This is a genomic window from Nitrospirota bacterium, from assembly GCA_016212185.1.
Taxonomy (GTDB): domain Bacteria; phylum Nitrospirota; class Thermodesulfovibrionia; order UBA6902; family DSMQ01; genus JACRGX01.
In genome coordinates, this window is record JACRGX010000079.1 from 13,135 (window position 1) to 27,292 (window position 14,158).

Genomic DNA, 14,158 nt, shown 5'->3' on the forward strand with positions numbered 1-14,158 from the left:
AGCAAAAAAATATCTCCGTAAGTCCCAATGTTTCGGGACGGTGTATTTAAACCGTCATTCCGGCTTGTCCGGAATCTTTCCGGAAGGATTCCCGACCTGCCTGCCACTCTACGACTCATAGAGCAGGCAGGGGACATTGAGTTTGTCTAAAAACTGGCTTCTCCATAAAGTTGTCATTCTCGCGAAAGCGGGAATCCAGACGTCGTCCTTGTGAAAACGGGTATCCATGGAGTCTCTGGATACCCCGATTAAATCGGGGTATGACACCTATAAAGATGAAGTTCCTGCTCTTTTTTTAGCCTTTTAAACTATAAAAAATATTTATAGGACCTATAAAATATGTTTAATATGCTTGACAGCGGACTGATTTAGGAGTAAAAAATAAGTACAGGCACTAACCCTCTTACAAGGCTACACCTTGTGCGCCTTGGCAAACAGAGGGGAAACGGCGGATCCCGACCAGTCGGGATAGCTGGGCTGCCAAAAGAGTATGGCAAGCCCGGCTTTTTTATTTACACCACTGCCGTGCGTTCTGAAACATCCTAAGCCATGGCGACGCCTTGAGGTTCTTTCTCCATTCTTCAGGCATCCACGGCCACTGCCACTTCAGGAATGTACGCTCGGGATGCGGCATGAGCGCAAGATGCCTGCCGTCAGAAGAGCAAAGCCCTGCAATTCCTGCGACAGCTCCGTTGGGGTTAAAGGGATATTTTGATGTAATCTCGTTATTGTCATCAACATAGCGTATGGGCGCCAGTCCCTCTTTTTCAACCTTTTGAAGAATTGTTTCGTCAGGGAAATACGCCTGTCCCTCGCCGTGCGCAACCCAGACCCCGAGCGCCGAGCCCTCCATGCCTTTTAGCATGATTGAAGGGCTCGGGAGGATTTTAACCGTTGAAAAGCGTGACTCAAATCTGCCTGACACGTTGTGAATAAATCTCGGCTGTTTTGTATTGTCAATACCCTGCCACGGCACCCATCCCAAAAGCGCCGCAAGCTGACAGCCGTTGCACACGCCAAGGCTGAAGGTATCCTGCCTGTGATAAAACTCCTGAAACTGCTCCCAAGTTTTTTTATGAAATTTAATGACTCCTGCCCATCCCTTTGCAGAGTCAAGCACATCCGCATAGCTGAAGCCTCCTACAAAGGCTATGCCCCTGAAATCTTTAAGTGCAACCCTGCCTTCGGTGAGGTCTGTCATTGTCACGTCCCAGACCTCAAACCCTGCCTGATAAAATGCCGATGTCATCTCCCTGTCGCCGTTACTGCCTTCTTCACGGATTACAGCAACCTTCGGTAAGCCCTGCTTTTTAATCCCTAATCCCCAACCTCCAACCCCTTCTTCTGCGGTTTCAGGCTCAAAAGTCAGAATGTACCGCGGTCCTTTCCGGTCAAAATTGACTTTCCTTTCTTCCTCCACACACCCGGGATTTGCCTGAAGCCTGTCAAGCTGATAACTCGTTTCTTCCCAGATATTTCTTAAAACCCTCATGTCTTCATCAAAGACAGTGAGGAGTGAGGAGTGAGGAGTAAGGAGATTGATTTTGATTTTCTTTTCAACCGCTGTTTTGCCGATAATCTGATGCGGGATATTGTTTCTTTCAAGTTCAGATATTATCTCATTTTCATTCTCCGGCAGATATTCAATGACCAGCCCAAGTTCTTCAGAGAATAATATCTCCATTGTTTCTTTATCGCTGAACGCTTTAGTTAAAAATCCCCCCATCCCCCCTTTGTCAAAGGGGGGCGAGGGGGAATTTTTAATATCAATCTCCATTCCGCAGTTCCCTGCAAATGCCATTTCAAGAAGCGTTGTTATCAGCCCTCCGTCACTGCGGTCATGGCCTGCAAGGATTAAACCTTTAGCAATAAGCGGCTGAACGGCGTTAAATGTATTTTTAAGAAGTTTTGGGTCCTCAACATCCGGCGGCTCATTTCCAATCTGATTATAAACATGGGCTAAGGCGCTTCCGCCGAGACGGTTTTTCCCATTTCCCAAATCAATAAATAACAGTCTGCTTTTGCCGGGATTTTTTATGTCAGGGGTTATGACTTTTGTAATATCAGGGCACGGCGCATAAGCAGAGATAACTAAAGTGCCCGGAGATTTTACTGTCTCAACATTGCCGGACTTATCCCTCACCTGCGTGGCCATCGAAATGCTGTCCTTGCCGCCGTCAACCGCAATGCCTAATTCAAGCATTATGTCCCTCATTGCAACTGCCGCGTCATAAAGCCTTGCGCCCTCGCCGGGGAGCTTTGCAGCCCACATCCAGTTTGCAGAGCATTTTATGTCTTGAAGCGCGCTGATTTTCGCCCAGACCATGTTTGTCAGAGCCTCGCCAACGCTCATCCTTGCCATTGATGCTGGATTAATCAGCCCTTTCACCGGCTGTTCGCCTATTGAAATGGCGGCGCCTGTCAATCCGAAATGGCTCTGGCTTATGACAGCGACATTTGACATCGTAAGCTGAAGAGGTCCCACGCACTGCTGTCTTGCAATCAGTCCCGTAACACTCCTGTCAACTTTATTTGTGAGAAATCTCTTTGAGCCTACTGACAGCAAACGCAAAACCCTTTCAAGGGCATCTTTTAAAAAGTGACGCGTAACGAGTGATGAGTAATCAGTAAAAGAATTTTTTTCACCGGTTTTATCCCATGGGAACTTAAGGGGTTTAAGGGTTTGCGGGATGCGGTCAAGCTGGAATGTCTTTTGAGGCATGGCGCCAAGGATTTTCTCCAGATTGAGATTCACGGGTGAGCTTCCATCTGCCTCGTCATGTAAAATAATGCAGCCGTCGCCTGTAATATCTCCTATAACGGCGCACGGCACTTTTTCCCTCATGCACATTGCCTGAAAAATACCAATGCCTTCAGGTTTAACCAGCAGTGCGTTTTGCTCCTGATATTCAGCGCCCCATATCTCAAGGACAGAGAGAGAATTATCGCCGACCTGAATTTTTCTTATTTCAATCCTTGCGCCCGCGGGATAGATAATCTCTTTAACGACATTGCAGTTTCCGCCTGCACCCTGGTCATGAATGCTGACAATGGGGTTATCGCCGCCCCTCTCAATACAGGAGCGGATTACCCTGTTTAGCTTCTGCTCCATCTCCGCATCCCCGCGCTGAACTGCGTTAAAGTCAAGCTCTGCAATATTCTCGCCCTGTATCATGCTTGAGGCAGAGCCGCCGCCGATTCCTATTCTGTATGCAGGCCCTCCGATTTTAACCACGAGCATTCCTTTTTGAGGAGCCTCTTTTTCAGTATGCCTGTCGTCCATCTGCCCGACTCCGGCAGTAAACATTATCGGCTTTATCCACTCATTGCGTCCGCCGTTTGGAAGCCTCATGCCGAAGGAGCGCGTAAATCCCTGAATAACCGGCTCGCCGAATTTATTCCCGTAATCAGAGGCTCCGTTGCTTGCCTGTATTTCAATATCAAGAGGAGAAGCTAAGTTTGCGGGATATGGAAATGCCTTGTCCTCCCACGGCTGTTCATAACCCGGAACAAGTAAATTGCCGACACAATATGCTGCCGTGCCTGCAATAACCAGTCCGCCCCGGCCCGTTGCCTCTACATCCCTAATTCTTCCGCCTGTGCCTGTCTCTGCGCCCGGAAACGGCGCAACCCCGCTTGGAAAATTATGGGTCTCTGCCGTAAAAATAAGATTGTACGTTAATTTCTGAAGGCTGAAAACTGAAGAGTGAAGACTGTTTTGCGGAACAATAGTCCGGATGTCATATCCTCTGATGGCGCTTGAATTGTCCCTGAATGCAATAATGCTGTTGTTTGGGTTAACAATAAACGGCTGTTTGATAATATCAATCAGGTGCTGCTGTATCTCCTTGCCGTCAACAATCAGCCTGCCCTTAAAAAACCAGTGCCTTGAGTGCTCGCTGTTGGACTGGCTTAAGTCAAAACACTCTACATTCGTCGGGTTCCTGCCGATGTCTCTTACAAACAGGTTGTAATAATATTCTATGTCCCAATCATCCAGCCCAAGCCCCATCTCTTTGTTGATTTTTTCAAGCGCGGGTTTGCCTTTTTCAATCAGGGGAACATAGTAAACAGGCTCAGGCTTAATGCCCGTCTCAAAGCTGTCAAGCGGTTCAGGATACGGACATTCTGTCATGCGGTCATAAAAAAGTGATGAGTAATCAGTAATCAGTGCTGTGTAAATTTTTTTAAACTGTTCACTGTTCACTGATGACTGTTCACTGATGACTATCCTATATCTCCTTGAGCGTTCTATGCGCGTAATCTTTGTCAATCCGCATGCACGGCATACTGCCACTGCGTTTGTGGACCATGCGGTTGTGAAATTCATGCGGGGGCCGACTTCTAAAAGACAAGGTTGAGGGTTGAAGGTTGAAGGTTGAATTAAAAAGCTTCTATCTGAGAAATTCTTAGGCTCAAAGGTCTCTGACAAAAGCCATTGGAGGATACCAATCTCATCAGGTAAAAGAGGCGCAGCAGCTTCAATATTAAAACAAAATTCTGTTTCAATATCAGTTATCCGGGGAGAGATTTCCTGCCGCGCAGCCGTCAGAAGCCCGTTTTTGTCGGCGGGTGGAAATGCAGGCCTCCTGTAAAAATGCAGTAACCCCATTAAGGCTTCTCCTTGGCAGTGATTAACTAAATCAGGAAACTATTTTACTAAATTTAAGTCATTATTTCAGATTATAGATTTTTTGCGATATAACCCTGTATAATTTACACTGGCATTAACACCGGGAATTCTTCTAATGCTTTTCCTCTGCAAAGTTTTTTATAGAAAAAAGAAGGAGAGCAGTCATGAATGTTACTGTAAAAAACAATAAACTCAATAGATGGCTAAAAGAAACAGCTGATCTCTGCCGGCCTGATAATATATATATCTGCGACGGTTCCAAAAAAGAATATAATCTTATGATAGAAAAACTGATTGAAAGCAGCATTGCCATTCCGCTTAAAAAACGCCCGAACAGTTTTTTATTCAGGTCTGACCCGAGCGATGTAGCCCGCGTTGAAGACCGCACTTATATAAGCACTTCTTCAAAGGAGGACGCAGGTCCCACAAACAACTGGATAGCCCCTGATGAGCTGAAAAAAATTATGCTGAATCTCTATAAGGGATGCATGAAGGGGCGGACCATGTATGTAATTCCTTTTTCAATGGGTCCCATAGGCTCTCCCATATCAAAAATCGGAGTTGAAATATCAGACAGTCCATACGTGGTTATAAACATGCATATTATGACCCGCGTAAGTTCACACGTTCTGGAACTCCTTGGCGCAGACGGCGAATTCATCCCGTGCCTTCATTCCGTAGGCGCGCCGCTGGCCCCGGGACAGAAAGACACAAAATGGCCGTGCGCCCCGCTTGAGCAAAAATACATCAGCCACTTCCCTGAAGAAAACCTCATCTGGTCCTACGGCTCAGGCTACGGCGGGAACGCCCTGCTCGGGAAAAAATGCCTTGCGCTGCGAATTGCATCTGCAATGGCAAAACGTGAAGGCTGGATGGCTGAACACATGCTGATTCTCCGTCTGATAAGTCCCGCAGGGAAGCAGTACCACATCGCAGCAGCCTTCCCGTCTGCATGCGGCAAGACAAATCTGGCAATGATGAAGCCTTCTATTCCGGGCTGGAAATGCGAATGTATCGGAGACGACATTGCGTGGATGAAGGCTGGCAGCGACGGGCGTCTTTATGCCATAAATCCGGAAAACGGTTTTTTCGGAGTAGCGCCGGGCACATCATACGGCACGAATCCGATGGCAATGGATACATTGAAGGAAAATGTGATTTTCACAAACTGCGCTTTGACCGATGACGACGATGTATGGTGGGAAGGCATGGACGGCGATGAGCCTGCACACGCCATTGACTGGAAAGGCAAAGACTGGACTCCTGACAGCACCGCAGACGCCGCACATCCCAATGCGCGTTTCACCGCTCCGGCATCCCAATGCCCTGCGATCTGCAAGGATTGGGAAAAGCCCGAAGGCGTTCCGATTGACATCATTATTTTTGGTGGCAGGCGTTCAGATGTCATGCCCCTGGTGCATGAGGCGTATAACTGGGATCACGGCGTCTTTATGGGAGCCACCGCCGCCTCTGAGACAACTGCCGCAAATATCGGCGCCGTCGGCAACCTCAGGCGCGACCCCTTTGCAATGAAGCCTTTCTGCGGCTGCAATATGGGCGACTATTTCCGGCACTGGCTTGAAATGGGAGACAGGCTCGGGAATAAAGCCCCGCGGATTTTTTATGTCAACTGGTTCAGAAAAGATTCAAATGGCAAGTTTCTATGGCCCGGCTTCAGCGAAAACAGCCGCGTTCTGAAGTGGATATGCGAACGGGTTGACGGCAAGGCAGGCGCCAATAAAACTCCCATAGGTTTATTGCCTAATGAAGGTGATATTGACCTGAACGGCATTGACATATCCGCCGGGGACATGAAAGAGCTTATAAGCATAGACATAAATGCCTGGAAGTCAGAGATTCAGGATATTGAAAATCATTTCTCAATCTTCGGCAAACGACTTCCGGAAAGACTCAGGAAACAACTTCAGGAATTTATACAGCGCCTTGGATAGAATGCAGAAAAAGACCTTAGTTAATGTGCTCGGCGTTGTGTATGCCCATGTTAAAACCTCTGATGGAGGGGATCTCTATCTAACAAGATTTGCCGAAAAATACCAGGAGCATTTTGACACTAAAAACTGGTATGAATCAAGCTGGTTCAACATACATAAGATAAAGCTTAAAGGCACAGGCTCAGTCTACAAACTGCCGACAAAAGAAGTGGACGGCAAGAGCCTTGACCTCGTAGTCAAGAATTGCCGCGTAGGTGAAAACGTCCCCTTAGACACTCACACACTGCAGGAATTTTGCGATGCAGAGTTTAACAGCCCCTGGGAAGAATTTTCGCTGGTGCTGGAAATGCGGGAGGGCGCCTACGGCTCAAAAGACTTGAAAATAAATACACAGCGTCCTATGGTTATTTATGTCCCGCCGGATAAAATGCAGATGTGGCAGAGTGGAAGATCCAAGGCAAGGATAAACCGCATCCGCGCCAAACACCCCGGAGTAGACCTTGATATCCTAAAACAGTACAAAATGATTTACGAGTGGATTGAAGGAAGTAATCTCCCCGAAATTTTTGAATATATAAACGTCAGTGATGATGACTATGTGCTTCATCTGAAAGCGCTTAATAAAAAAGTCATGTCTGACCTTGACAATAAAGGGTATCTGGTGGCTGATATGAAGCCTGAACATATCATAATCAGCGAAATTGATACTGAACAGATTAAAGAAATTGGATGGGCAAAAACGCAGGAATCAACAAAGGCGCAGGTAAGTTTTCTGTATGACCTCATCAATACAGGAAAATATTCTTTGATTGACTATGAACTCCTCCTGCGCACCCCTCTGCACGAAGATGAAGTTAAAAATTCCAGAAGACATTCCTATCTGGATGATCAGCGCGACCGTTTTATCCCCACCCCCCTGCCGGACCATTTAACGGGCATGGAGATTTTCGGCGTGCCGTATATCCACGGTCATGCGGAAAGCACAGGCGGACATCTCTGGGTTGTCGGAAAAAATGCCCGCTTGTTTGACTATTTCCTGCCGGAGAGGTGGAGAAAGACGCCTTCCATCAAGCTGTCGGACAAAAAAGAGGTTTTCTATACAATCACAAAAGACAATATTCATCTTGTCTGGGAAACTTCGCGGGTCGGCGAGATGCCGGATGAAAACGGAGAGGGATATAGTCCGATGATACGCGAATTCGGCATCAACAGCCCTTTTGAGGAATTTGCCATTGCCCACGAATTGAGCCGGTTAGGAATTCCCTGCGTCTATGTACGGGCTGTCTATATGACCGGCACTTCAAAGATAGAGGTATCGGCAGACACAAAAAGATACGACTCGCATAAAAATATTTTAGACCCTGAAGGCAGCCCGATCCTTCATGAAAATCACAATTACATTACCATCCGCGGCTACTATAACGGTCCTGATCACTGGGTGGCTGAACAGACAGGCCCACTTTATACGCCTTTGGATCTCGCCAAAGCCGTTGCCAAAGGGCTTATTGATGAAAAGCAATGCCGGATGCTGTTAGATAACCTCAAGACAAGGTTGAGGGATGTAAATTATGAGGGGTCTTTATTAAAATCCAACGACCTGCTCTTAGCCATAGACAGCAAAGGCAATGCAGTAAAGGATGCTTCCGGCAGTCTGCTGGTCATCATCTGCAACTTTGAACTGATATGGAAGCTGCCCGCAAAAACCTGAGGGTAAATCAGTTTACTTTATGTTTATTTCACCCATCTCCAAATGTTTTATGTCAGGGTTATGTGCTGTCAAGTTTGGTATTGACATCCAATAAAATAGAATGTATCATAGTACTATTAATTATTGGTAATTGATTATAGTATGGTATAATGAAATATGATAAAGCGAACAATATCCGCACAAATAACCGAAGCAATTACTACGCCTAACAGGGCAATTATTCTCTATGGTCCCCGGCAGGCAGGGAAAACAACCCTTATACAATCGCTGTTCAAGCAAAAATCCGGTAACCACGAAGAGCTTTTTTTTAATGGGGACGACCTATTCGCTCAGGATTTATTCAGCCGTAATGAACTTGAGGCGCTGTCTCGGATTGTAGGGAGCAATAAAATCGTGGTCATAGATGAAGCCCAGCGCATAGCAAACATCGGGCTGACGCTGAAACTGCTCGTGGACAATCTGCCGGTTACTGTCATTGCATCAGGGTCAGCGTCTTTTGAGCTGGCAGACAAAATAAACGAACCGCTTACAGGCAGGACAAAAACGTTTTGGCTCTATCCCCTGTCGTGGAAAGAGGTATCAGGACAATACAGTAAAACCATGCGCAAAACAGCGTTGGAAGAAATGCTCCGCTTCGGCATGTACCCTAAAGTCCACAGTCTGTCAGCCCGGGAAAAAGCAGATTATCTTTACGAATATCTGAACAACTACCTCTACCGCGATCTTCTGACCTTTGAAAGCATCCGCAAACCAAAGAAGGTCGTTGATCTGCTGGTGCTGCTTGCCCTTCAAATCGGCAAAGAAGTGTCAATCGCAGAACTGGCAAAGCATCTGGCTGTGAACCAAAAAACCATTGAAAGTTACCTGGATATTCTCGTAAAAATGTTTATACTCGTCAACCTGCGCGGCTTTAGCCGCAATCTGCGCAAGGAGATATATAAAACATCAAAGTACTACTTTACAGACACAGGACTTCGCAATGCACTTATACGCAACTTCAATCCGCTCAACATCCGGGCTGATGCCGGAGAGCTTTTTGAAAACTGGTTCATCATGGAAAAAATAAAACATATGAGCAACTCCCGCCAATACGCAAACTTCTATTTTTGGAGAACATACGACCAGCAGGAGATAGACCTGATAGAAGAAAAAGAAGGCAGATTAACAGGCTATGAATGCAAGCTTTCAACGAAAAAAAAGTTCGCTCCGCCCAGGGACTGGCTTGCCTCTTACAAAACCGCTGGCTTTAAGACTGTGCATGCGGAAAATTGCTTTGGTTTTTTAGAATAGGAGCTTATATGCAAAAACCAATAGTTGCCATTGTTGGAAGGCCGAATGTCGGCAAATCCACGCTGTTTAATAAAATTATCGGCAAAAAAATTGCCGTCGTGGGCGAAACCCCGGGCTTAACGCGGGACAGAATTTACGGCGAAGCCGTATGGGAGAAAAAACAGTTTTTTGTCGTTGATACCGGAGGATTCCTGCCGGAGGCAACGGAGGATATCGCAAGAGAGGTAAAAAAGCAGGCATTAGCCGCAATAGAAGAGGCTGACATAATTCTTATGCTGATGGATGCATCCTCAGGGCTCATGCCCATTGACACAGCGCTGAATAATACCCTGAGAAAACATGACAAAAAAGTATTTTATGCGGTAAACAAGATAGACAGTCAAAAAAAAGAGTCTGCCCTGTATGAATTTTATTCATTAGGTGAAGATTTGCACCCGGTCTCTGCGCTCTGTGGATACGGATTTGACGAGCTTATGGATAAAATCTCTGAGGTCCTGCCTGAGATTCAGGAAGCGCCTGCACAATATCCGCAGATTGCAATCGTAGGAAGGCCCAACGTCGGTAAATCCACGCTTGTCAATTCGCTTCTCGGAGCTGAGAGGATGATTGTAAGTCCGGTGGCAGGCACCACGCGAGATGCCGTTGATTCCATATGCACATATTACGGGAGAAAATACCTTGTTATTGATACCGCAGGGATAAGAAGAAAGGGAAAAATGGCGCAGACACTTGAACGCTTTTCCTTTCTGAGGACGCTTAAAAACATTGAGCGGTGCGATATAGCCCTGATTGTCATGGATGCATCAGAAGGGGTCGTTGAGACAGACCAGAAGATAGCCAGCCTTGTACATGACACAGGCAAAGGGGCTATTATCCTGCTTAATAAATGGGACCTCGTGGAAAAAGATAATTCCACCCTTAAAACAGTAGAGAAAAAACTCAGGGAAAAACTGTGGTTTATGCCTTATGTGCCGGTCATAACCATATCCGCATTAAGCAGGCAGCGGGTTACAAAGATATTTTCCCTGATTGATGAAGTAATAGCTGAAAGCTCCAAAAGAATTCCTACTCACGATTTAAACGTATTCCTCAAAAAAAGCCTTGCAGTCCAGCCGCCGCCGATATATAAAAGCAAGCCGGTCAAGCTCAATTACATTACACAGGCAGGGATCAAGCCTCCTTCATTTGTGATATTCACAAACAGGCTTGAGGGCATAAAACAACCGTACATAAAGTTTCTTGAAAATCAGTTAAGAAAAGGGTTTGCCTTTACCGGGGTGCCGGTGAAATTTTACATAAGGCAAAGCCGCAAAACCCATAAACAGACATGATATACTTATCATATATTAATGAATTCCCTGCACAACAAGGATATCAATGATAAAACCGCTGAGTAAAAGCCTCCTTGATTTTTTAAAGGATGAATGTTTTTATCTGGCAGGTGGAATATCCTATTTTTCCATCATGTCCCTTGTGCCTTTAAGTCTTCTTATCGTTGCCCTTTTCGGCTACCTGCTGGGAGGAAACGAGGAGATTTACCGTTTCATCCTCGCAAGGCTCGTCAGCCTTTTCCCATCTGTGACAGCAGGCATAACCGCAGAGCTCAGGAATATAATTACATATAAAGGGATAAGCCTGCTAACGGTTTTTGTCTACGCCTTTTTATCGCTTCAGCTTTTTTATTCCATGGAACATGCCATGAATGTAATCTTCAAGGTTCCTAAAAAACGGCACTTTTTTATATCCATACTTTGGTCTATTTTAATAGTGACGCTTGTGACCATCTTTTTCCTGCTCTCCTTTACAATAAGCTCAACCGCCAGTGCGCTTAGACAGTATCCTGTGGATGTGCTTGGTTTTAAAATCGGATACAAGGCAGGCATCTTCATTAAATACATTGCGCCTTTTATTATCATCCTCATGAGTTATACCGCTGTTTATATAATTGTTCCAAAGGTAAAGGTATCTTTAAAAAATGCGTTTTCAGGCGCGCTGTTCACAACCATTTTGTGGGAAGTTGCAAAACATTTCTTTACATGGTACGTAAAAAACGTCATTCAGATAGGGACCATCTACGGCTCATTAACGACCTTCATTGTTTTCCTCCTGTGGGTTTATTATTCGTCATGTATCTTCCTCCTTGGGGCTGAGCTGGTAAATAATTTGGAAAAGGCATAAATGCAGGAATTTACAGAAAAACAGGTGGAGGTTATTGCTGAAGACATAATCTACCGCGGCATATTAAAGGAATTAGGTGAAGATGAAATCTACCTGGAGTCTGAAAGCGGATGGGTTGTGATACCAATGGAAAAAGTCGCTGATATAAAAGCAGCAGATTAGCATTTTAATAATGTCTATATTTTCAAAAATGATGTAGAATATTGCAACGCCAAACAATCTAAACCAGAACTCAGGATTTAAATATGTCCAATGAACTATTAATTCTCATAACCGCCGCCGCTTCAATCGGTTTCTTCCATACATTATTCGGGCCTGACCATTACTTGCCATTCATAATGATGTCGCGCTCAGGAAGGTGGTCCCCGGCAAAAACAACGCTGATTACTGTCTTATGCGGCGCCGGGCATATATTAAGCTCTGTCCTGCTTGGATTATTAGGCGTAACTCTCGGTATCGGCGTTTCCAGATTAGAGGTAATTGAATCATTCCGCGGCAGTATGGCAACATGGGCGCTCATTGCCTTCGGGCTGGTTTACTTTATCTGGGGTCTCCGGAGAGCATTAAGGAATAAACCCCATGAACACCTGCACCTGCATAACGATGTCGACGGTCACATGCACACACACAACCACACTGTTGAACATATGCATATACATGAGAAAAAGGGGACCAAAAGCATAACTCCATGGGTACTTTTTACAATATTTATCTTTGGTCCATGCGAGCCGTTAATCCCGATGCTTATGTATCCGGCTGCAAAAAACAGCCTTACGGGTTTGTTGCTGGTTACGGGCATTTTCGGTCTGACAACAATCATCACAATGCTGGGCATTGTTCTCGTTTCTATTTTCGGGTTTAACCTTATCCCAACAACACGGCTTAAGCGTTACACACATGCCATATCAGGAGCTGTGATTTGTCTTTGCGGAATGTTAATGCTGGCTTTTGGCTTGTAAGTCATGAACGAGACTGAAAAACTCAAACACCTCATTGAACACTGGATAGAGCACAACGACGCCCATGTAAAGACATATCTGGAATGGGCTTCAAAGGCAGAACTTTTAGGGGGGAAAAAACTCGCAGAAATCCTCACTCAGATAGCGGCAGAGGCAAAAAAACAGGACGAGTTATTTAAAAAGGCATTAAATATAGCATAGTAACTCCTGCCTCTAAAGTCCTGCAGCTCCCCCCTGAAAATCTAACAAAAATCACAAAATACCTCAATTTTGATGAGTTACACAGCAGTCAATTTCTTCCAACCTTTGAAAATGTAAATTGAAGCTCAAGGATTGCAAGTGCTATATTATCTCAATGAGAAATGCAGAAGGGGAAAATAAAGTTATAGAATCACAGGCACCTAATAAAACAAGGCTACTCTACAAACCAATTGTCCAGATTCTATTAATTGTTGTTACTGGCTTGATTGCCTATTCAAATACCTTTCGGGTGCCTTTCCAGTTTGATGATTATAACTATATTATTGACAACCATAAATTAAGAGACCTAAGTAACTTATGGCCGCCTACCGGGTCCAGATGGGCCGGGTTTTTGACATTTGCCTTGAACTATAAATTCGGAGGACTAAGTGTTACAGACTACCACATAGTTAATATCATCATTCATATCATCAATGCCTTACTTGTTTACCGGCTGGTCCTTCTGACCTTTCAAACGCCGTATTTCAACCTTCATCCTTCAACCTTCAACCCTCGTCCTTCTTTAATCGCCTTATTTTCAAGTTTGCTCTTTGTTTCACACCCTGTTCAAACACAGGCTGTAACTTACATTGTCCAGAGGTTTACATCTACGGCAGTGATGTTTTATCTCCTAAGTCTGGTGATGTATGTGAAATTCAGAACACAGAACACAGAACACAGAACACAGAGCACAGACAAGAGGCAAAAAATCTTTAGTCTGTCATCTGTGTTCTGGTATCTGGGCTCTGTCCTTTCTGCTGTCCTCGCTATGAAAACCAAGGAAATTGCTTTCACGCTCCCATTTATAATTGTCCTTTATGAATTCAGTTTTTTTACGCTGAACTCTGAATGCAAAATCCCCCCTCACCCCCCTTTGTCAAAGGGGTGATGGGGGGATTTTTATTCATTACGCCTTATCCCTTACGCCTTACGTTTTCTCTATCTAACCCCCTTTCTCCTTACCCTCATAATTATTCCTTTAAATTTCATAGGGCATGAGTGGGAAATATATAAACCAGCGCTGGATACCGAAGAAAAGCTAAGACAATTACAACTGAAAGATTTAGCGGTACTTTCAAAATATGAATACCTTCTGACACAATTCAGGGTAATAGTGACATACTTAAGGCTCTTGTTTTTACCAATAAACCAGAACCTTGATTATGACTATCCGGTATATCATTCATTTTTTGAGCCG

At 45.0% G+C, this 14,158-nt stretch carries 10 protein-coding genes; 9 read left to right on the plus strand and 1 reads right to left on the minus strand.

Annotated features, from left to right (window positions below; genetic code table 11):
• Positions 1-508: 508 nt before the first annotated feature.
• Positions 509-4,612, minus strand: a complete 4,104-nt coding sequence (purL, locus tag HZA10_09550) for a phosphoribosylformylglycinamidine synthase (GenBank protein MBI5196555.1) — start codon at positions 4,610-4,612, stop codon at positions 509-511.
• A 185-nt stretch (positions 4,613-4,797) separates the two neighbouring features.
• On the opposite strand from purL, the gene HZA10_09555 reads away from it, so the two are divergent.
• From HZA10_09555 to HZA10_09595, 9 genes are all read left to right on the plus strand, one after another.
• Complete coding sequence (locus HZA10_09555) at positions 4,798-6,585, plus strand: phosphoenolpyruvate carboxykinase (GTP) (protein MBI5196556.1); 1,788 nt, start codon at positions 4,798-4,800, stop codon at positions 6,583-6,585.
• A 1-nt stretch (position 6,586) separates the two neighbouring features.
• Positions 6,587-8,293 (plus strand): hypothetical protein, encoded by a 1,707-nt coding sequence (locus HZA10_09560; GenBank protein ID MBI5196557.1) that lies wholly within the window; start codon positions 6,587-6,589, stop codon positions 8,291-8,293.
• 156 nt (positions 8,294-8,449) lie between these two features.
• Positions 8,450-9,583: an ATP-binding protein gene (locus HZA10_09565; GenBank protein ID MBI5196558.1), complete on the plus strand. Its 1,134-nt coding sequence runs from the start codon at positions 8,450-8,452 to the stop codon at positions 9,581-9,583.
• Between the two features lie 8 nt (positions 9,584-9,591).
• Positions 9,592-10,914: a ribosome biogenesis GTPase Der gene (gene der, locus HZA10_09570; GenBank protein ID MBI5196559.1), complete on the plus strand. Its 1,323-nt coding sequence runs from the start codon at positions 9,592-9,594 to the stop codon at positions 10,912-10,914.
• Between the two features lie 46 nt (positions 10,915-10,960).
• Positions 10,961-11,761: a YihY/virulence factor BrkB family protein gene (locus HZA10_09575; GenBank protein ID MBI5196560.1), complete on the plus strand. Its 801-nt coding sequence runs from the start codon at positions 10,961-10,963 to the stop codon at positions 11,759-11,761.
• Positions 11,762-11,923, plus strand: coding sequence for a hypothetical protein (locus HZA10_09580; protein MBI5196561.1), 162 nt, complete (start codon positions 11,762-11,764; stop codon positions 11,921-11,923).
• Positions 11,924-12,006: 83 nt separating this feature from the next.
• Positions 12,007-12,720: a sulfite exporter TauE/SafE family protein gene (locus HZA10_09585; protein MBI5196562.1), complete on the plus strand. Its 714-nt coding sequence runs from the start codon at positions 12,007-12,009 to the stop codon at positions 12,718-12,720.
• A gap of 3 nt (positions 12,721-12,723) precedes the next feature.
• Complete coding sequence (locus tag HZA10_09590) at positions 12,724-12,921, plus strand: hypothetical protein (GenBank protein MBI5196563.1); 198 nt, start codon at positions 12,724-12,726, stop codon at positions 12,919-12,921.
• 154 nt (positions 12,922-13,075) lie between these two features.
• Positions 13,076-13,849, plus strand: coding sequence for a hypothetical protein (locus tag HZA10_09595; protein MBI5196564.1), 774 nt, complete (start codon positions 13,076-13,078; stop codon positions 13,847-13,849).
• The last annotated feature ends 309 nt before the right edge of the window (positions 13,850-14,158 follow it).

What these genes read in the sequence shown, in the direction of transcription:
- purL (MBI5196555.1), bottom strand. Translation starts at nt 4,612, where the DNA reads ATGGGGTTACTGCATTTTTACAGGAGGCCTGCATTTCCACCCGCCGAC.
- HZA10_09555 (MBI5196556.1), top strand. Translation starts at nt 4,798, where the DNA reads ATGAATGTTACTGTAAAAAACAATAAACTCAATAGATGGCTAAAAGAA.
- HZA10_09560 (MBI5196557.1), top strand. Translation starts at nt 6,587, where the DNA reads ATGCAGAAAAAGACCTTAGTTAATGTGCTCGGCGTTGTGTATGCCCAT.
- HZA10_09565 (MBI5196558.1), top strand. Translation starts at nt 8,450, where the DNA reads ATGATAAAGCGAACAATATCCGCACAAATAACCGAAGCAATTACTACG.
- der (MBI5196559.1), top strand. Translation starts at nt 9,592, where the DNA reads ATGCAAAAACCAATAGTTGCCATTGTTGGAAGGCCGAATGTCGGCAAA.
- HZA10_09575 (MBI5196560.1), top strand. Translation starts at nt 10,961, where the DNA reads ATGATAAAACCGCTGAGTAAAAGCCTCCTTGATTTTTTAAAGGATGAA.
- HZA10_09580 (MBI5196561.1), top strand. Translation starts at nt 11,762, where the DNA reads ATGCAGGAATTTACAGAAAAACAGGTGGAGGTTATTGCTGAAGACATA.
- HZA10_09585 (MBI5196562.1), top strand. Translation starts at nt 12,007, where the DNA reads ATGTCCAATGAACTATTAATTCTCATAACCGCCGCCGCTTCAATCGGT.
- HZA10_09590 (MBI5196563.1), top strand. Translation starts at nt 12,724, where the DNA reads ATGAACGAGACTGAAAAACTCAAACACCTCATTGAACACTGGATAGAG.
- HZA10_09595 (MBI5196564.1), top strand. Translation starts at nt 13,076, where the DNA reads ATGAGAAATGCAGAAGGGGAAAATAAAGTTATAGAATCACAGGCACCT.